This window comes from Streptomyces akebiae, from assembly GCF_019599145.1.
Taxonomy (GTDB): Bacteria; Actinomycetota; Actinomycetes; order Streptomycetales; family Streptomycetaceae; genus Streptomyces; species Streptomyces akebiae.
The window spans coordinates 9,083,446-9,101,965 of record NZ_CP080647.1 but is presented as its reverse complement, the minus strand read 5'-3'; the positions used below and the strand labels follow the sequence as shown (position 1 = coordinate 9,101,965).

The following is an 18,520-nucleotide window of genomic DNA, read 5'->3' as shown; positions in this document are numbered from 1 at the left end:
CGGCCTCTCACGGAGTGGAGCCAGGATCACCCCGGCTCCACTCCGTGGTGCGGGCGTGTCACTGGAACTGTACGAAGAACCTCCAGATCTCTGCTTTGGTCCAGGTGGTGACGCCGCTTTCGCCGGAGGAGCCGTCGACCGGACCGGGTATGTGGACTCCGTCGAACGCGGCCCATTGGACCGGGTATCCGGCACGGCAGCCCGCGTAGGTGGTGGTGATGTGCGTTCGGCTGCCCTGCGCGGGTTCGCGCGGGCTCTGGGGGATGCAGCCGTTGTTGCTGACGAATCTGTCGCGCAGGGACCGTCCTTGCGCGATGCTGAGGACGGAGTCGCTGACGCCGTGGATTCCGAAGTAGGCGATGGGCTGGGTGCCGCCGCTGCATCCGCTGATCTGAGCGCCGGATATGACCGCGACGGCCCTGAAGACGTTCGCCCGGCTGCATGCGAGTGCGTGGCTCATACCGCCGCCCCAGCTGAATCCCGTGGCGAAACGCTGTGCCGGGTTGACACAGAGGCCGCCCTCGACGAGCCGGATCATGTCGTCGACGAAGGTGATGTCCTCACCGCCCGCATTGGCCCAGCCGTTGCCGAGGCCCTGGGGGGCGACAAGGATCGCGCTGTTGTTCGACTGTTCCTGTTGGCCGTAGTAGGACCAGGCGTTCCCGCTCGTGCCGCCCGAGGCGACGTCGCCGGCGGTTCCGCCCCGCCAGTGGAACGCGAAGATCAGCCGGTAGGGACGGCTGTTGTCGTAGTTGGCGGGAACCCTGAGGATGAAGCTGCGGCTCTTACCGCCGCTCTGAATCGTGTGCGTACCACTTGCCAGAGTCGGGGCGCTGCCGCATCCGCCACCGCCACCGCCACCGGACGACAGCTTGATCATCTGCCACTGCTGGTTGGCGCCGCCCCAGTCGGTGTACTGGACGACGTTGCCGCCGTCGGCGGTGGAGGCGCCCTGCACCTCCACCGCCTTGCCGCTGGTGCGGTTGATCAGCCGGACGTGGCCCGCGTCCGAGTCGGCCAGGCGGAACTGCTGGTTGGCCCCGTTGTGGTCGGCCCACTGCTGGATCGCGGCACCGTCTGCGCTCGAGGCCCCGGCCACGTCGAGAACCTTCTCCGAATGCCGGGCCTTGAGGCGGTAGAAGCCGTCGCCGGAGTTCACGAACTGCCACTGCTGGTTGGCTCCGTCGTTGCGCGTCCACTGGCCGGCCCGCGCGCCGTCGGCAGTGGACGCGCCGGAGACGTCCAGCGCCTTGCCGCTGTTGCGATTGACCAGGACATACCAGGCTTGGGTGTCCACCGTCGCCGCCTCGGCGGGCGCCGGATTCACCACGGCGAGCATGCCGATCGCGAGGGTCGCCGCCACCAGGGCGGCGAGGCGGGACCACCAGCGATGTCTCCGTGGAGGGGCGGGGGAAGCCGCACCGCAGGTCTTCATCGATTCACCCTTTCGTCCGGGGCAGGCCCATCAGGTGCGCGTCCAGCGTTGGTTGCTGCCGTTCGAGCAGGAGTAGAGCTGGATCAGGCTGCCGTTGGCGGTGCCGCCCGCGACGTCGAGGCAGAGGCCGGACTGGACGCCGACGATGGATCCGTCGGAGTTGAGGCGCCATTTCTGGTTGTCGCCTCCCCAGCAGCTGTAGATCTGGACCTTGGTGCCGTTGCCCGTGCCGGCGGCGTCCAGGCACTTGTTGCCGTAGACCCTGAGCTCACCGGCAGCGGTGTACGTCCACTGCTGGTTGGTGCCGTTGTGGCAGTCCCACAGGTGGAGCTGGGTGCCGTCGGTGGTGCTGGTGCCGGGCACGTCCAGGCAGCGGCCCGAACCGACGCCCTTGATCGGCCCGGAGTCCGAGGGGGGCGTGGGGGAGCCGCCGTTGAGTGCGTTGAGGACGGCGGTGTAGGCGGGCTTCTTGCTGCCGTTGCCGTTGAACAGCAGCGGCGTGTGCTCCGGTCGCCAGGAGTCGGTGTCGCGCACGCCCCAGACGGTGATGCCGAGGCAGCGCGGGACAGCCAGACAGTCGTTGGTCACGTTGGCGTAGGTCGTGGCCGAGGCGCCCTGGATGTCGAGTTCGGTGATGGCCACGTCGACGCCGAGGGCCGCGAAGTTCTGCAGGGTGGTGCGGAAGTTGCTGTTGTAGGGGCTTCCGCTGTTGAAGTGCGCCTGGAAGCCGACGCAGTCGATCGGCACGCCGCGCTGCTTGAAGTCCCGGACCATGGCGTACATGGCCTGGGTCTTGGCCCAGGTCCAGTTCTCGACGTTGTAGTCGTTGTAGCAGAGCTTGGCGGCCGGGTCGGCGGCGCGCGCGGTGCGGAAGGCGACCTCGATCCAGTCGTTGCCGGTGCGTTGCAGGTTGGAGTCGCGCCGGGCTCCCGAACTGCCGTCCGCGAAGGCCTCGTTCACGACGTCCCACTGGGCGATCTTGCCTTTGTAGTGGGCCATCACGCCGTTGATGTGACCGATCATCGCCTGGCGCAGCGTGCTGCCGCTGAGGCTCTGCATCCAGCCGGGCTGCTGGGAGTGCCAGGCCAGGGTGTGGCCGCGTACCTGTTTGCCGTTCTGCACCGCCCAGTTGTAGACGCGGTCACCGGCGGTGAAGTTGAACTGGCCACGCTGGGGTTCGGTGGCGTCGATCTTCATCTCGTTCTCGGCCGTCACCGAGTTGAACTCACGGTCCGCGATCGTCGTGTAGGCCGAGTCACCCAGCCTGCCCGAGGCGATGGCGGTGCCGAAGTAGCGGCCGCTCTGCGCCGCCGCGGCACCGAGCGTGTTCTCGGCGGCGTGTGCGGTCGGCGGCGCGACCAGTGCGGCGGCCGTACCGAGGACGCCGATGACCAGCGCCGACAGCAGGCCGCGGATCTTCCGGCCGATAACGGGGCCGGGACGGGCATACGAGCCCATGGCTGTGCCTCCAATGCAGACATCACGAAGGACTGAAGCGCGGGGAAACGCGTCGTCCGCCGTCACTCGACGGACGGACGGGGCGGGCCGGCATTCGGGTGGGAGTCCGTGCCTGACCGTCCGCGCGCACGGGCCGCCGACAGCACGGAATCACCGGACGCCGCCGTCAGGGGACAGGGACGATCTCCACCGGCATGGACGGCATCACGTCGGCCCTCCGGCGACGTACGGCGGGCGGGGGCGCCGGTGTTTCGGTACAGGCATGGGGGTACTCCCTCGCGGCTCAGCCGGGGGGCCGCCACCCGGCGTCGCGTGCCTCTTCGACTGTGCGAAGAACGCGAAGAGCCAGGATGCGCTGGTGCGGACCTCACCGGAACGAAACGGGGTGACGCAGGGGCTTCGGTGCGCGGATCTTTGCGCGGATCTTCGTGCACCAGCCGTGCGCTGATCTGCGTGCGCTGATCTGCGCGCGCTGGTCTGCCGTGCGTGGATCTGCCGTGCGGCTCGGCCGGAGCGGTTCGGAGCGGTTCGGTATATCGAACCAGGACCGGCTTCTCAGACAGGGAGATTGGGGCATGGACGATGGATCGTCAATCCCCGCCACAGGAGAAGTTTCGGTTCTCTGCCCGAAACTTTCTGAAATCCCCGGAGAGAGCCGGGAGGCGAGTCCCGGCGCCGCCTACGGCGGATTCCGTGAGGCACGGCCCCCGGGGCCTGCGACGCGGACGCGGATGCCGCTTACTCGACTTTTCTTCTCAGTGCGGTGGCCTTGGGCCGACGAGTCGTATCCGTGAACTCCGGAGGGAGTCCGGTCGGGACGACCGCGTGGCGCTCCGCGGGAAGCGCTGTTTGTGGACAGATCGGAGACAGGCCTTGACCGGAGGGCCCCACATTCCTAGCTTGTGGCGTCGAAGCATCCGGGAATTCTTCGAAACATTCGAGATTGCCCTGTCCCCCGGTACGTCCGCTCCGCAGTTCATCGAGGTCACCTCACAACCCGCCCCCCAAAGGAGGCCCTCCGATGTGGTTTCGCCCCCCGTCCCCGGTCCGTCCAAGACGCTTACTCGCCGTCCTCGCTCCCCTGTTGCTCGTGGCGACCTTCCTCGGCGCCCAGCCCGCCGAAGCGGCGACCGTAGACCCCAGCGCCTCGTATGTGCTGGTCAACCGCAACAGCGGCAAGGCCCTGGACGTCTACAACATGGCGACCGACGACGGCGCCCGCATCACCCAGTGGACCAGGAACGATCAGAACCAGCAGCAGTGGCAGTTCGTCGATTCCGGGGGCGGCTACTACCGCATCAAGTCCCGCCACTCGGGCAAGGTGCTGGACGTCCACAACTGGTCCACCGCGAACGGCGGCTCGATCGTCCAGTGGACCGACCTGAACGGCACCAACCAGCAGTGGCGGCTGGCCGACAGCTCGGACGGCTACGTAAGGCTCATCTCGCGCCACAGCGGCAAGGCCCTCGAAATACAAGGCGCCTCCACCGCCGACAACGCGAACACCGTCCAGTACGACGACTGGGGCGGCACCAACCAGCAGTGGCAACTCGTCAAGGTCGGCGGCGGCACCCCCGGCCCGTGCGATCTTCCGTCGACCTACCGCTGGACGTCAACGGGCGCGCTGGCGCAGCCCAAGCCGGGGTGGGTCTCGCTCAAGGACTTCACCGTCGTCCCCTACAACGGCAGGCAACTCGTCTATGCGACGACGCACGACACGGGGACGAGTTGGGGTTCGATGAACTTCAGCCTGTTCACCCACTGGTCGGAGATGGCCTCGGCCGGCCAGAACACGATGTCAGCTTCCACCGTGGCGCCCACGCTCTTCTACTTCGCACCGAAGAGCATCTGGGTGCTCGCCTACCAGTGGGGCGGAACCGCCTTCTCCTACCGGACGTCGAGCGACCCCACCAACCCGAACGGCTGGTCGTCCCAGCAGGTGCTCTTCTCCGGAAGCATCACCGACTCCGGAACAGGTCCCATCGACCAGACGCTCATCGGCGACGGGACGAACATGTATCTGTTCTTCGCCGGTGACAACGGCAAGATCTACCGGGCCAGTATGCCGATCGGGAACTTCCCTGGCAGCTTCGGCGCGACCTCGACAGTGGTCATGAGCGATACGAGGAACAACCTGTTCGAAGCCCCGCAGGTCTACAAGCTGCAGGGCCAGAACCGCTACCTCATGATCGTCGAGGCGATCGGCTCGCAGGGCCGCTACTTCCGCTCGTTCACGGCCACCAGTCTCAACGGCTCCTGGACACCTCAGGCCGCGACCGAGAGCAATCCCTTCGCCGGCAAGGCCAACAGTGGCGCCACCTGGACCAACGACATCAGCCATGGCGAACTGATCCGCACCAGCGCCGATCAGACCATGACCGTCGATCCCTGCAATCTGCAGTTGCTCTACCAGGGGCGCAACCCCAACTCCGGCGGCGACTACGGCCTCCTGCCCTACCGTCCGGGTCTGCTGACACTGCAGCGCTGACGGCGTGACACGAGTCCGGCTCCGGTAGGGAGCCGGCGTGGCGGGCTCGGCGGAAGGCCGAGCCCGCCAGGGTCACACGACCGCGTCGGCGCTCATACGGCGACGGAGCGCGGGCTCGGGCAACGCTCACCAGCCCGGGGCCAGGCCGTAACGCGGTGCCGTCGCCGGTGGCGCATGCGAACGGTCCAGGCGCACCGGATCGCCTGGTGTGCTGCGGCGGACGAGCCAGGCTGCGGTGATGTGGGTGAACATCCTCTCGACGCACATGCGCGCTCGGGACGGCCCATGAACCGCGCGGAGTTGCACCTGCCGCTGGGCTACAAACCTCCCGTCAGGTGAGGGCATATCCGAGCAGGTTCACGTCGTGGTTGCGCCGCAAGACCGCCGGGTCCATGCCCAGCAGGTCGGTGTCGCGGCCCATGGTGTCCCCGGACAGGTCGGCACCGACGTTGCAGAGCCCGTCGATTCCGCCGATTCCGGCCGAGTTCGCTGACGGCCTGGCTGACCAGGGCCTGGATCGAGCGTTCGTCGGCCAGGTCGAACTCGACGGCGAGTACGGAACGCCCGGCATCGGCCACCCGCTTGGCCGTCGCCTGCGCCGCATCCATGGTGATGTCGCCCACGACGACCGAGGAGCCTTCTTGCTCAACGGCCTGTACACCATGGACAGCGGCATGCCGGGCCGACTGCTGGTGGCCCTGCCGCCGCTTGCCGTCATCGAAGCGTCCGTGGGGACCTGCCCGCTGCACCCTCACCACCGGCCACAACGGAACCGCCACCGGCGAACTGCCCGTCTCCTGAACAGAATTCCCGACTCGGAAGGGCCCTGGAGCTGCGCCGATGGTCGGCTGGCCGCAGGGGGTTTGCTGATGACGCGGTACATGCCGATCGAGTCGTGGGTGGCGGTGTCGGCGAAGCCGAACTTTGCGTAGAGGAAGCGGGCCGGGCCGTCGGCGATCAGTGAGACGTAGGCGGTAGCGGGCGCCCGGCGTTCCAGTTCCTCGGTGAGCGCGGCCATGATGCGCCGGCCGAGGCCGCGGCCTTGGTGGGCGGGGTGGACACACATGTCGACGATCTGGAAGGCGGTGCCGCCGTCCCCGATGATGCGGCCCATGCCGATGGGCTCTCCTTCGTGGTGCAGGACCACCCCGTGCCAGGTGTTGGGCAGGGCGAGCGCGATCGCTTCGGGGTCCTTGTCGGAGAGCCCGGCGTCGGTGCGCAGGCGCCGGAAGACCTCGACGGAGGGCACCCCGACGCTCAACTCGTACGGGTCGTTCAAGCTGTGCACTTCCGATTCTTGCGTCGTTGCGGTGGCCATCTGCCGTGGTGCTCGGCTGGTGGGTCAGTGGCCGGTTTCGGCGTGGTCGCCGTGGTCGCTGAGCTGGGCTTCGAACCAGTCGTGCAGGGCGGCGACCAAGGCGGGCTCGTCGGTGGTGTACGTCAGGGTGGCTCCGTCGGTCCGGTCCTTGTAGCGGACTTCGATGCGCTCGTAGCCCTCCTGAAGTGTGGCCAGTCCCGGCATGTTGTCGCCGTGGATCTGGGCGGGGTCGCCGAAGTCGCCCTGCCCGAATGCCTTGGCTTCCTGCTTCAGGTGGGTGCGGATGAGAGCGATCTGTTTCTCGTCGTCGGGCTGGTCGGCGACGACGTCCTGGACGGCGCCCGTGCCGGTCGGGGTGAAGTGGTGGGTGGTCTCTTCGATGTCGAAGGGCATCACGGTCCGGCCGCGTGCGGCGACCGCTTCCTGCCGGCTGGTCTGCCCCTCGCTGCCGTCCTGCCGGGGGCCGCCGATCCACAGGGCTGCGCCCAGGGTCGCGCCGATGCAGGCTGTGGTGATGCCGGCCGTCAGCATCCGGCGCTTTGAGATGTTCATCGTGTGCCTTCCGTGAGCACGTCGAGGGCGGGTGGCGGGCCCGCTTCGTTGTGAGTGGGATCCGGCGTGTGGCCTGGGCTTACTGCTGCTTGGCGGGGATCAGCCACCAGACGATGACGGCGGAGACTGCGGCCATGCCGGTGGCGACGAGGAACGCGTCGTCGAAGCCGGAGCCGGCCCGGGCACCGGCGTGGGTGGCGATGCTCGTGGCGGCGGCGCTGGAGACGGCCGCGGCGCCGGCCGAGGCGCCGAACTCGTGGAAGGTGCTGACGATGCCCGATGTCACCCCGGCCTCGTGGGGAGCGACGGTGGCGAGTGCGGTGGCGGAGGCGACCACGAACAGGCCGCCCAGTCCCGCCGCGGCCACGCTCACGCCGGTGACCATCGCGGCCGTCCCGGGCCAGAGCACCGGAACGAGGAACCCGGCGGCCGCGACAGCCAGGGAGAACACCGCCAGCAGCCGTGCTCCCAGACGGCCGATCACGCGGCCGGCGGCCGCGGCGGCGACCATGGTCAGGAGCGCCACCGGCAGGAACAGCACGCCGGTCATCAGGGCACCGTGGCCCTGGTGGTTCTGGAGGTAGAAGGAGCCGAGGAAGAAGGCCCCCACCATCAGCGCCGTGGTGACAGCGATCACGAAGGTGCCCGCCACCACCGGGCGTCGGGCCAGCAGACGCAGATCCATCAGTGGTGCCGCCGCCTGGCGCTGCCAGAGGGCGAACACCCCGTAGGCGGCTGCCGCAGCGAGGACCAGGGCCACGCTGACGATGTCCAGCCAGCCGTGGTCACCGGCACGGATCAGGGCATAGATGAGCGCGCCGGTCGCGGCGGCGACCAGGACGGCGCCGGGTATGTCGAGGGAGCCGGTGGCCGCGCGCGGCAGGCTCGGCAGGATCCGGGCGAGTGCGACGAGGACGGCCAGGCCCACGGGTACGTTGACGAAGAAGACCCAGGCCCAGCCCGGACCCGCCGTGATCAGCCCGCCCAGCAGCACACCGAGGGCGGCGCCCCCGCCGCCGAGCGCCGACCAGATGCCCAGCGCGCGGTTGCGCTCCTCACCGTCGAACAGCCGCACCACCACGGACAGCGCGGCGGGCGAGAGCAGCGCGGCACCCGCCCCCTGGGCGATCCGTGCGGCAAGCAGCACCGGAGCGCCGGTGGCCAGTCCGGCGGCCAGCGACGCGACGGTGAAGACGGCGAGCCCGGCCAGGACGACCCGCTTGGGACCGAACAGGTCCGCGGCCCGGCCGCCGAGCAGCATCAGACTCCCGAACGTGAGCGCGTATCCGCTGACCACCCAGGTGAGCGCCGCGCGGCCCAGGTTCAGCTCCACGCCCATGTCCGGGAGCGCGATCGCGACCACGGTGATGTCGAGGATCAGCATCAACTGGGCCAGCCCCAGCAGCCCCAGGGCCGGCCAGCGCAGCGGATGCGGCGCATCCGGTGCGCGTGTGGTGGTGGTTTCCGTGTCGCTCATGACGCTCACCCCTCAGCATTAAGTCGTACAAGGCTGTTCACGTTATACGCCCCGGAGGCGTAAGCCAAACAGAGCTGTACGACTTACTGGGGTACTGTGGGTGCATGGACAGCAAGAACTCCACGGCCACCAAGCGCGCCGACGCGCTGCGCAGCATCGAGGCGATCGTGCAGGCCGCGGCCGAATGCCTCGGACAGAACCCGGAGGCGAGCCTGAGCGAGATCGCGCGTGCCGCGGGCGTGGGCCGAGTGACGCTGTACGCGCACTTCTCCTCCCGGGCGGAGGTCGTCGACGCGGCGATGAGCCGCGCCCTCGACCGGGGCAACGAGGTCCTGGACACGGTGGACATGACCGGTGACCCGAGGCTCGCCCTGGCCCGGTACATCGAGGCCGGCTGGCACCTGGTGGACCAGGCGCGGGCGCTGCTCGCCGCCGCGCAGCGGGAACTGTCCCCCGGGCGCATCCTCGAACTGCATGCCGGGCCCGCCGCCCGGGTCGAGGCGCTGGTCGCCCGTGGCCGTGCCGAGGGGCTCTTCCGTACGGACCTGCCGATCGCATGGATGGTCAATGTCCTGCACACGGTCATGCACAGCGCCGCAGAGGAGATCCGCGCCGGCCGTCTCACCCCCGACCATGCCGCCGACCACATCACCGCCACGGTGCTCGCCGCCTTCACACCCCCGGGCACACCGGTACCCGAGACAGGCGGCGGGGCGTAACCCCGACAGCCTGACCGGATGCACGATCGGCGAGATCCTCGGCATGGCCATCGGCTCCGCCCTGCTGTGGGGCAACGCGGCCCACCATGGTTTTGGCGATCACCCGGGCGTTCGTCTTCGGCTACTCCTTCACCCTGTTCGCCCTCCGCAGGGCGGGGAACAGAGAGCCGGTCGGTACGGTGCGGTCGGGCTTGTCGCGCAGGAGGATGCGGGCCGACACCGCGTATACGGCAAGGAGGCCGGCGGCCAGGTCGAACGGGAACGCGCAGCCGACGGTGTCCGCCGACTGCACGGCGGTGAAGGGCGAGAGAGCGGTGCCGCCTGCGCCGATTCCGAAGATCCCCAGCGCCGGACCACGCCTCTCGGGCGGGTACCAGGCGTTGACGAACGGCACTCCGACCGTGAAGGCCGTGCCACCCAGCCCGTGGGAGAAGCCGCCCACCAGCCCTTCGGGCGGGGAGTCGGCCAGGTGACCGACGTACCGAACCGGCAGAACGGTCAGGGCGGCGACAAAGAGAACATCCGCCGCGCCCCGACGCGCTCGGTGAGCGCGCCCACGGAGATCCGGCCGACAGACCCGACGATCACCGGCACCGCCACCGCGAGAGACCGCTGGGCGGGGGTAAGGTCCGTAAGGTCCAGGTCTCCCGGAGAGTCGGGCCGAGGAGCGCGTCGGGCCGAGGAGCGCCGGCAGGGCCCACACCCAGAAGCAGAGCATGAATCCGGCCGCAGCCAGGACAAGCATCCGCGTCGGCTGCGCAGACGTCGCCGTCTCACGCGACTGCGGCGTCGAAGTGCGGCTCAAGGGCCTCCTCCTTGTCCGGGGGTGGGTCACCCCGGCCTTCGACCCGCCCCCCCGACGCTCGTGCGCGTTCAGCACGGACATCGACCCTGACTGCGAAGCCTCCGTACGGCTGTTGCAGACGGCGCCATCTCGGGCCGGCCGCAGGCTCTCCGCCAGTCCGGAGCGGTGACGATCGCGACGACAAGCGGGCTCATCCACCCTCGGCCCACCCACACCACCGTCCGGCATGAGCGCCTTGTCGCGATTGCGGCCTTGTACGGCTGCCTCCAGGATGAGGGCATGTTTCCCACCGCCCCCGCGGACCGCTTCGACGCGTTTCGGGCCCTGGCCGACCGGCGCGGGCGGCCAGGGGACCGGCTGATGGCGTCGCTGGCCGGGACCAGAGCGGGTACGGCGGACGCTCCCGGGGGCTGGGCCCCGGCTGTCGCCGCCGGTGTCGGCCTGCCCGCGGCCGCCGGGCTCGGACCGGCGACCTACTACGCGGACCTCGCCGCCCCGCACGGCGCCCGTCACGTCCGCGTCTGCACAGCGACGGCATGCTTTGCCGCACGGGCCGGACGGCATCTCACCGAGGTGGAGCACGAGCTGGGGGTCACCACTGGGACGGCCTCACCGGACGGGGGGACGTCCCTGCAGGCCGTCCGCTGCCTGGGGTTCTGCTACGCGGGTCCCGCCGCGCTCGACGGTGACATTCCCTGCACCGGCCCGACGCTGGCCGGTCAGCTGTCGGGGCGCGAGCCCTCTCGCGCGCCCGGTATCCCGGCGGCCGACGACACAGGCGACCCCGTGCTGCTGGGAGGTGTGGTGGCCGGCGATCCGTCGTGGCAGGTGTGGCCGCGGACGGTGACGGCGGGTACCGCCGACGAGGTCCAACGACAGGTGGCCGCATCCGGGCTGCGAGGCCGCGGTGGCGCGGGGTTCCAGGTGGCCGCGAAGTGGGAGGCGGCCGGCCGAGCTCCCGGAACGGTGGTGGTGGCCAACGGAGACGAGGGCGACCCTGGCTCCTTCGCCGATCGACTGCTGATGGAGGCGGATCCGGAGCGGGTGCTGGAGGGCCTGGCTCTGGCCTGCTTCGCATGCGGGGCGGACCGGGGTGTGATTCTGGTGCGCTCGGAGTATCCGCGCGCCCTGGCGCGGATGCGGGAGGCGGTCGAACAGGGCTACGCCGACGGGCACTTCGGACCGTCCGTGCACGGTACGGACATCACTTTGGACGTTGCGGTGGTGGAGGGTGCCGAGTCGTATGTCGCGGGTGAGGAGACCGCCCTGATCGCGAGCCTGGAGGGGGACAGGGGCTGTGCCCGCCCGCGTCCGCCGTACCCGACCCGGCGCGGACTGTGGGACGCGCCGACGGTGGTGAACAACGTCGAGACCCTGGCATCCCTCCCGTGGATCATCGCCCGCGGCGGAGCGGCGTACGCCCGCCGCGGGGCTCGGGGCGAGACCGGGACGAAGGTGGTGTGCCTGTCCGAGCGGTTCGCCCGGCCGGGAGCGTACGAGGTGGAACTGGGCACCTCTCTGCTGCGGATCGTCACCGAGCTGGGCGGCGGCCTGAAGGACGGAGCGGAGTTGACCGCTGTGCAGGTCGGCGGACCGCTGGGGGGCTTCCTCGGCGCGGACGCGCTGGATGTCCCGCTGACCAGTGCCGACCTCGCGGCCCGGGGCGCCGCTCTCGGCCATGCCGGGCTGGTCGCTTTCGACCAGTACGTGCCGCCGGAGGAGGTGCTGCGGCACGTCTGGCAGTTCGCGGCGGACGAGAGCTGCGGGGCCTGCTCCCCCTGCCGTGTGGGCTCGCGCCGAGGTCTGGAGCTGGCCTCCGCCGAGGCCCCGCCCGGACCGGACTGGGGACAGCTCGGGCGTGTGCTGGCCGAGGCGAGCCTGTGCGCCTTCGGCCGACGGATCCCGCCCGCCGTGCACAGCCTCGCCCGCGCCTACGGTGACCGCCTGGCGGGGTGGGCGCCGTGAACGGAACCGAGCCGCTCCGGGTCGAGATCGGCGGCATCGACGTCGAGGTGCCCGAGGGAGCCTCCCTGCTCGCGGCGGTGCGAGCGGCCGGAGCCGAGCTGCCCGCACTCTGCTCCGACGACCGACTCAGCCCGGCCGGTTCCTGCCGTACGTGTCTGGTGCGGGCCGACGGGCGGATCGTGGCGGCCTGCGTGACCCCGGCCGCACCGGGCGTGCGCGTCGAAACGGACACCGACGATCTCCGGCAGCTGCGCCGGGACACGGTGGAGCTCATCACCTCCGCCCTGCCGTCCCGCGCGCTCACCGAGGACAACCCCAGCGAACTGGCGCAGGTCTGCCGGTCGTTGGGCCTGGGCCCCGAGACAGCCCAGGGCACCGGGGGCCGGGGTGAGGACGTCTCCCACCCGTACGTCCACCTGGACCGGGACCTGTGCATCGCCTGCGGGCGGTGCGTGCGCATGTGCGCCGAGGTCCAGGGCACCTTCGCCCTCACCCTGACCGGACGGGGCGCCGACACGGTGGTCGCTCCCGGAACCGGCGGACCCTGGGCCGAGTCGGACTGCGTGGCCTGCGGCGGCTGCGTCGACACCTGTCCCACCGGTGCGATCTCCGAGCCCGGCCCGGGGCGCGGACTCACCTCCGCCCACCGGCCCGCCGCGACCCGTACGACGTGCGGATACTGCGGCGTCGGCTGCTCCCTGGACGTCGTCACCTCGGACGGTGAGGTCAGGGCCGTCCTGCCGGCCCGGGACGGCCCGGTCAACCAGGGCCACGCCTGCGTCAAGGGCCGCTTCGCCCACGGGTACCTCACTTCCCCCGAACGGCTCACCCGGCCGCTGCTCCGCCGCGACGGCCGCTTGGAGCCGGTCGGCTGGGACGAGGCGCTCGGCCGTGTCGCCCGAGGGATGCGTGCGGCCGTCGCGGCCGGTGGCGCGGACGCGGTGGCGGCGATCTCCTCGGCCCGCGCCACGAACGAGGAGAACTACCTCGTACAGAAGTTCCTGCGGGTCGTCATCGGCACCAACAACGTCGACAACTGCTCCCGCCTGTGCCACTCCCCGTCCGCCGCCGGCCTGACCGCCTCCTTCGGCCTGTCCGGCGGCACCGACTCCTTCGACGACGTGGAGCGGGCCGACTGCCTGCTGGTGGTCGGGGCCAACCCTGTCGAGGCCCATCCGGTGGTCGGCGCGCGCCTCATGCGGCGCGTGTTGCGCGGAGCCAAGCTGGTCGTCGCCGACCCCCGCGCCGTGGGCCTCGCCCTGCACGCCGACGTACACCTACGGCCCCGGCCCGGCACCAACGTCGCGCTCTTCCACGGGCTCGCCCACGTCCTGCTCGCCGAAGGACTGGCCGACGAGGGGTTCCTACGCGAGCGGGTCACCGGCCTGCCGGAGCTGACCGAGCTGCTGGAGGACTATCCTCCCGACCGGGTCGCGGCCATCACCGAAGTGCCCGCCGCGGACCTGATCGCCGCCGCGCGCTTGTACGGCCGCGCCCTGCGGCCCGCGATCGTCTACGGCCTGGGTGTCACCGAACACCTGCACGGCACTGACGGGGTGCGGTCCCTGGCGAACCTGGCGATCCTGCGCGGCGCCGTGGGCACCGACCGCGGGTACGGCGTCAACCCGCTGCGCGGCCAGAACAACGTCCAGGGCGCCTCCGACATGGGCGCGCTGCCCGACCTCCTGCCCGGCTACGGGAAGGTCACCGACCCCGCCGCACGAGCCCGGGTCGAGGCGGCATGGGGCGTACGGGTTCCGGAGCGCCCCGGACTGAGGATCCCCGACATGTTCGCCGCCGCACGGGCGGGGGCTCTGCGGGCGTTGTGGGTCATCGGCGAGGACGTCTGCGCCACCGATCCCGACGCGAACCAGGTGGCCCGTGCCCTGGAAGCGTGCCCGCTCGTGGTGTGCAACGAGGTGTTCCTGTCCGAGACCGCCCGCCGTGCCGACGTCGTGCTTCCGGTCGCGTCCTGGCTGGAGAAGGACGGCACCTTCGTCAACTTCGACCGCCGCTTCCAGCGGGTACGCCCCGCCGTGTCCCCGCCGGGCGAGGCACGCAGCGACTTCGACGTCGTGCGCGCCCTCGCCGACGTGATGGGCGTCGACCTGGGCTGCCCCACTCCGGCCGACGCGCTGGCCGAGTGCGCACGGGTCACGCCCGTCTTCGCCGGTCTCTCCCACGACCGGCTGGACCGGGAGGGCGACGTGCCGTGGCCCTGCCCGGATCCAGACCATCCGGGGGAGGCCAAGCTCTACAAGGAACGGTTCGCCACTCCGGACGGTCGGGCCCACCTCACCGCGGCCCCCTACCTCCCACCCGGTGAGCAACCCGACGACGACTACCCACTGGTCCTGGTCACCGGGCGGCGCTGGGCCCACTACAACTCCGGCAGCATGACCCGCCGTGGAGGCAACCTCGCACTCGACCCGATCGACTTCCTCGACCTCCACCCCGACGACGCCCTCCGATACGGCGTCCGGGACGGCGCGCAGCTCACTGTGGAGAGCCGGCACGGCGAGGCCCGGCTCGTGGCCCGGGTCAGTGAACAGACCGCCCCCGGCCAGGTCTTCTGCTCCTTCCACTTCCCCGCGAGCGGGGTGAACCGCCTCACCTCCGACCACGCGGACACCGTCACGTCCTGCCCCGAGTACAAGGTCACGGCCGTGCGCGTGGGCGCGCCGTGAACGCGCCGGACGGGGTGGGTCAGGGGGCCGCGCAGACGACCTCGACGACATGGCCCACCCGCTCCTCAGGCAGGTGACGAGCGAGGTCCGTCCGGTCTCCCCTGCTCAAGGCTGCCCGCGGTCATGCTTCTTTGGGAGGCCATGACCGCCTGCTCTGCCCGTACCTCCTGTACGACGCCGACCCAGTGTTCACGCTGATCACGAACAGGATCACGGCGTCGGAGAGATCGCCGGTGGCGATCGTCGGGGCGGCGGCCACGAGCGGACGAATCGGCACCGGCAATCGGCACCGGCATCCGAACCCCCGGTGCGGCTCCTGGTGGCTTGTCCCGTCCTCACCTCAGCCGGTGATCTCGATGCGATCGGCGGCCCGGGGCCGGAGATCCGTGCTCCGGTCCGGCACCCGGCATGACGCCGAGCCGATGCAGCGCGGTGGACCGCCCGGCCGAGAGGAGTCCGAACGGGCCAGCCGGTCCCCCGGTCAGGGCCATCCGGCCCTACAACCCGTCGGCGAGCGGCGGTGCCATGGAAATGAGCCGAGGGCCATCACGAGACACGGGGAAGCGGAGCGAAACCGTGCACCGTGCAATGAGGGCCCGCAAGAAGCGGGCGGCCCCCGGCTCCATGAATGTCGGCAGCGTGCAGCCGCCCGTCCGCCCACAGCCCGGACCGCTTCCCGCGGCCGACATGCGGTCGGCGCGGGGCTCGGCGACTCTGGACATCAGGGGCAGTGCCGGGAGGAGCACCCCATGCACTGGGAAACGATCCACAAGGACACCGCGCCGGTCGTCCCACCCCGTCTCGCCGACTACGACCGGGCCCGCTCCGCCTTCACCTGGGCGCGGGCGCGCACCGCGTTGACCGGGCTGCCCGGCGGCGGGCTCAACATGGCCCACGAGGCGGTCGACCGGCACGCGGCCTCGGACCACGCGGACAAGGTCGCGCTGCGCTGCGTCGCCCGGGACAACTCCGTCTCGACCGTCACGTACGCGGAACTGGCTCGCCGTACGTCCCGTTTCGCGAACGTGCTCCGGTCGCTGGGCGTCGGCCCCGGCGACCGGGTGTTCACCCTCCTCGGCCGCTGCCCCGAGCTGTACACCACGGTGCTGGGCACGCTGAAGAACACCAGCGTGCTCTGCCCGCTCTTCTCCGCCTTCGGCCCCGATCCGGTGGAGCAGCGGCTGCGTCTCGGTGATGCGCGGGTCCTGGTCACCACGGCGGCCCTGTACCGGCGCAAGGTCGCCGAGCGCCGGGCGTCGGTTCCCGGCCTGGAACACGTCCTGATCGTCGGGCCCGGCGCCGAGGAGCTGCCCGGAACCGCCTCCTTCGACGACCTGATGTCCGCCGCCTCGGCCACCTTCACCATCCCGCCGACCTCGCCGGAGGACATGGCCCTGCTGCACTTCACCAGCGGAACCACCGGCGCCCCCAAGGGTGCGGTACATGTCCACGAGGCAGTGGTCGCTCACCATGCCACAGCCGCCTACGCGCTGGATCTGCGCTCCGAGGACGTGTACTGGTGCACCGCCGACCCCGGCTGGGTCACGGGCATGTCGTACGGGATCATCGCTCCTCTCGTCCACGGCGTGACCGTCGTCGTCGACGAGGGCGACTACGACGCCCGGCGCTGGTACCGGATCCTCGGCGAACACCGGGTCACCGTCTGGTACACCGCCCCCACGGCCCTGCGCATGCTCATGCGCGCCACGCCGCGGCAGGGTCCGTACGACCTGCCGCGCTCCTATGACCTGTCGGCTCTGCGCTTCATCGCCTCGGTCGGTGAGCCCCTCAATCCCGAGGCCGTGCTGTGGGGCCAGGACGTGCTCGGGCTGCCGGTCCACGACAACTGGTGGCAGACCGAGACCGGCAGCATCATGATCGCGAACTTCGCGGGTTGCGACATCCGCCCCGGCTCGATGGGACGGCCACTGCCGGGCGTCGAGGCGACCGTGCTGAAGCAGGGCGAGGACGGCCGGGCGCTCGTCACCGACGGCAAGGTCACTGAGGTGGAAGTCCCCGATGCCGAGGGCGAGTTGGCGCTGCGGCCGGGCTGGCCTTCGATGTTTCGCGGCTATCTGCACGACAAGGAGCGCTACGACGCCGCGTTCGCCGACGGCTGGTACCTGACCGGTGACCTGGTTCGTCGGGACGCGGACGGCTGGTTCTGGTTCGTGGGGCGCGCCGACGACGTCATCAAGTCGGCGGGCCATCTGATCGGCCCGTTCGAGGTGGAGAGCGCGCTGATGGAGCACCCGTCGGTGGCCGAGGCCGGGGTGATCGGACGGCCCGACCCGGTCGCCGGGAACGTCGTGAAGGCGTTCGTGTCGCTGCGCCCCGGTATCCAGCCGACCGCCGATCTGGAGCGGGAACTGCTCGCCTTCGGCCGCCGCGGGCTGGGCCCCGCCGTCGCGCCCCGGGAGATCGCGTTCGACCAGAACCTGCCCAAGACCCGCAGTGGAAAGGTGATGCGCCGCCTCCTGCGTGCGCGTGAACTCGGCCTGCCAACCGGCGACGTGTCGACCTTGGAGGGATCCGCATGAGCGTGGCCCGCACCACCCGCACGAGGAAGGACCCGGCGTCCCCCAAGTCCGGCAAAGGGACCGCGGCGAAAAGGCGGAAGTCCGGACCTCGGGTCGGCCCACCAGGCACCGGGCGCCGCACGGACCAGTTGGAGGCCATGCTGCGCATCCGGCGCTTCGAGGAGCGGTGCGTCGAGCTGTACAGCGCCGCGAAGATCCGCGGCTTCGTCCACCTCTACATCGGCGAGGAGGCCGTCGCCGTCGGCGTCAACCAGGTACTGACCCCGGAGGACGCGGTCGTCTCCACCTACCGCGAACACGGTCACGCACTGGCCCGCGGTATCACGGCCGAGGCCGTCATGGCCGAGATGTACGGCAGGACCACCGGGTGCAGCGGCGGCCGGGGCGGGTCGATGCACCTGTTCGACGCGAGCCGCCGCTTCTACGGCGGCAACGCGATCGTCGCCGGCGGGCTCCCGCTGGCCGCCGGCCTCGCTCTCGCCGACCGCATGCGCGGACAGGCCAACGTCACCTGCTGCTTCTTCGGCGACGGAGCGTTCGCCGAGGGCGAGTTCCACGAGACCGCGAACCTCGCCGCCCTGTGGAAGCTGCCCCTGCTGCTCGTCTGCGAGAACAACCTCTACGCCATGGGCACGGCCCTGGAACGGCACGAGGCACAGACCGACCTGGCCATGCGCGCAGCCTCCTACGGCATGGTCTCCTGGGCCGTGGACGGCATGGACGTGGAGGCCGTCGAGCAGGCCACCCGACGGGCGGTCGAGGGCATCCGGGCCGGCACCGGGCCGCACTTTCTTGAGCTGCGCACGTACCGCTTCCGCGCCCACTCGATGTACGACCCGGACCGCTATCGCGAGAAGGGGGAGATCGAGCAGTGGAAGTCCCGCGACCCCGTCAGCCTGCTCATGGACCGCATGCGCGACAGCGGTGAGCTGGACGACGAGGAAGTCGCCCGGATCGAGCAGCGGATCACCGACGAGATCGACCACGCCGTCGAAACAGCCGAACAGGCACCCGAGGAGCCGGTCGAGCACCTGCTCCACCATGTCACCAGTGGCCCGGCGGAGGTGGTGAGTTGA

Annotated in this window: 12 protein-coding genes and 2 pseudogenes; 7 read left to right on the top strand and 7 right to left on the bottom strand. The window is 70.6% G+C overall.

What is annotated here, in order from left to right; all coding sequences use genetic code 11:
* Positions 1-58: 58 nt before the first annotated feature.
* Together K1J60_RS39565 and K1J60_RS39560 are read right to left on the bottom strand one after the other, a co-directional pair.
* Positions 59-1,435: an RICIN domain-containing protein gene (locus K1J60_RS39565; protein WP_398683930.1), complete on the bottom strand. Its 1,377-nt coding sequence runs from the start codon at positions 1,433-1,435 to the stop codon at positions 59-61.
* Positions 1,436-1,465: 30 nt separating this feature from the next.
* Entirely contained in the window at positions 1,466-2,893 is a 1,428-nt protein-coding gene (locus tag K1J60_RS39560) for an endo-1,4-beta-xylanase (protein ID WP_220650419.1), read from the bottom strand.
* A gap of 1,021 nt (positions 2,894-3,914) precedes the next feature.
* Here K1J60_RS39560 and K1J60_RS39555 point away from each other — a divergent pair.
* Positions 3,915-5,381, top strand: coding sequence for a non-reducing end alpha-L-arabinofuranosidase family hydrolase (locus K1J60_RS39555; RefSeq protein ID WP_220650418.1), 1,467 nt, complete (start codon positions 3,915-3,917; stop codon positions 5,379-5,381).
* Between the two features lie 331 nt (positions 5,382-5,712).
* On the opposite strand, the gene K1J60_RS39550 is transcribed toward K1J60_RS39555, so the two are convergent.
* The 4 genes and pseudogenes from K1J60_RS39550 to K1J60_RS39535 all read right to left on the bottom strand — a co-directional run bounded on the left by K1J60_RS39550 (position 5,713) and on the right by K1J60_RS39535 (position 8,728).
* Entirely contained in the window at positions 5,713-5,952 is a 240-nt protein-coding gene (locus K1J60_RS39550) for a hypothetical protein (protein ID WP_220650417.1), read from the bottom strand.
* A gap of 297 nt (positions 5,953-6,249) precedes the next feature.
* Positions 6,250-6,699: pseudogene (locus tag K1J60_RS39545) on the bottom strand (GNAT family N-acetyltransferase); the annotation flags it as partial.
* 24 nt (positions 6,700-6,723) lie between these two features.
* Positions 6,724-7,251, bottom strand: a complete 528-nt coding sequence (locus tag K1J60_RS39540) for an aspartate carbamoyltransferase (protein ID WP_220650416.1) — start codon at positions 7,249-7,251, stop codon at positions 6,724-6,726.
* A 79-nt stretch (positions 7,252-7,330) separates the two neighbouring features.
* On the bottom strand, positions 7,331-8,728 hold the full coding sequence (locus tag K1J60_RS39535) for an MFS transporter (protein WP_220650415.1): 1,398 nt from the start codon (positions 8,726-8,728) through the stop codon (positions 7,331-7,333).
* A gap of 104 nt (positions 8,729-8,832) precedes the next feature.
* On the opposite strand from K1J60_RS39535, the gene K1J60_RS39530 reads away from it, so the two are divergent.
* Together K1J60_RS39530 and K1J60_RS47260 are read left to right on the top strand one after the other, a co-directional pair.
* Positions 8,833-9,447, top strand: coding sequence for a TetR/AcrR family transcriptional regulator (locus tag K1J60_RS39530; protein WP_220650414.1), 615 nt, complete (start codon positions 8,833-8,835; stop codon positions 9,445-9,447).
* Between the two features lie 10 nt (positions 9,448-9,457).
* A pseudogene (locus K1J60_RS47260) lies at positions 9,458-9,605 on the top strand (DUF4396 domain-containing protein); the annotation flags it as partial.
* Here the strand turns inward: K1J60_RS47260 and K1J60_RS39525 are convergent.
* On the bottom strand, positions 9,569-9,889 hold the full coding sequence (locus K1J60_RS39525; RefSeq protein ID WP_220650413.1) for a hypothetical protein: 321 nt from the start codon (positions 9,887-9,889) through the stop codon (positions 9,569-9,571). The pseudogene K1J60_RS47260 and the gene K1J60_RS39525 sit on opposite strands and share 37 nt — an antisense overlap.
* 642 nt (positions 9,890-10,531) lie before the next feature.
* Here K1J60_RS39525 and K1J60_RS39520 point away from each other — a divergent pair.
* The 4 genes from K1J60_RS39520 (at position 10,532) to pdhA (ending at position 18,520) form a co-directional block, all read left to right on the top strand.
* Positions 10,532-12,217: an NAD(P)H-dependent oxidoreductase subunit E gene (locus K1J60_RS39520; protein ID WP_220650412.1), complete on the top strand. Its 1,686-nt coding sequence runs from the start codon at positions 10,532-10,534 to the stop codon at positions 12,215-12,217.
* On the top strand, positions 12,214-14,904 hold the full coding sequence (gene fdhF / locus K1J60_RS39515) for a formate dehydrogenase subunit alpha (protein WP_259408110.1): 2,691 nt from the start codon (positions 12,214-12,216) through the stop codon (positions 14,902-14,904). Before K1J60_RS39520 ends, fdhF begins: the two co-directional genes overlap by 4 nt.
* A 749-nt stretch (positions 14,905-15,653) precedes the next feature.
* Positions 15,654-17,444 (top strand): acetate--CoA ligase, encoded by a 1,791-nt coding sequence (acsA, locus tag K1J60_RS39510; protein WP_220650410.1) that lies wholly within the window; start codon positions 15,654-15,656, stop codon positions 17,442-17,444.
* Positions 17,441-18,520 (top strand): pyruvate dehydrogenase (acetyl-transferring) E1 component subunit alpha, encoded by a 1,080-nt coding sequence (gene pdhA, locus K1J60_RS39505; protein WP_220650409.1) that lies wholly within the window; start codon positions 17,441-17,443, stop codon positions 18,518-18,520. The genes acsA and pdhA overlap by 4 nt, the downstream gene beginning before the upstream one ends.

Coding starts and splice junctions, on each gene's coding strand:
- K1J60_RS39565 (WP_398683930.1), bottom strand. CDS start 1,435: ATGAAGACCTGCGGTGCGGCTTCCCCCGCCCCTCCACGGAGACATCGC.
- K1J60_RS39560 (WP_220650419.1), bottom strand. CDS start 2,893: ATGGGCTCGTATGCCCGTCCCGGCCCCGTTATCGGCCGGAAGATCCGC.
- K1J60_RS39555 (WP_220650418.1), top strand. CDS start 3,915: ATGTGGTTTCGCCCCCCGTCCCCGGTCCGTCCAAGACGCTTACTCGCC.
- K1J60_RS39550 (WP_220650417.1), bottom strand. CDS start 5,952: ATGCCGGGCGTTCCGTACTCGCCGTCGAGTTCGACCTGGCCGACGAAC.
- K1J60_RS39540 (WP_220650416.1), bottom strand. CDS start 7,251: ATGAACATCTCAAAGCGCCGGATGCTGACGGCCGGCATCACCACAGCC.
- K1J60_RS39535 (WP_220650415.1), bottom strand. CDS start 8,728: ATGAGCGACACGGAAACCACCACCACACGCGCACCGGATGCGCCGCAT.
- K1J60_RS39530 (WP_220650414.1), top strand. CDS start 8,833: ATGGACAGCAAGAACTCCACGGCCACCAAGCGCGCCGACGCGCTGCGC.
- K1J60_RS39520 (WP_220650412.1), top strand. CDS start 10,532: ATGTTTCCCACCGCCCCCGCGGACCGCTTCGACGCGTTTCGGGCCCTG.
- acsA (WP_220650410.1), top strand. CDS start 15,654: ATGCACTGGGAAACGATCCACAAGGACACCGCGCCGGTCGTCCCACCC.
- pdhA (WP_220650409.1), top strand. CDS start 17,441: ATGAGCGTGGCCCGCACCACCCGCACGAGGAAGGACCCGGCGTCCCCC.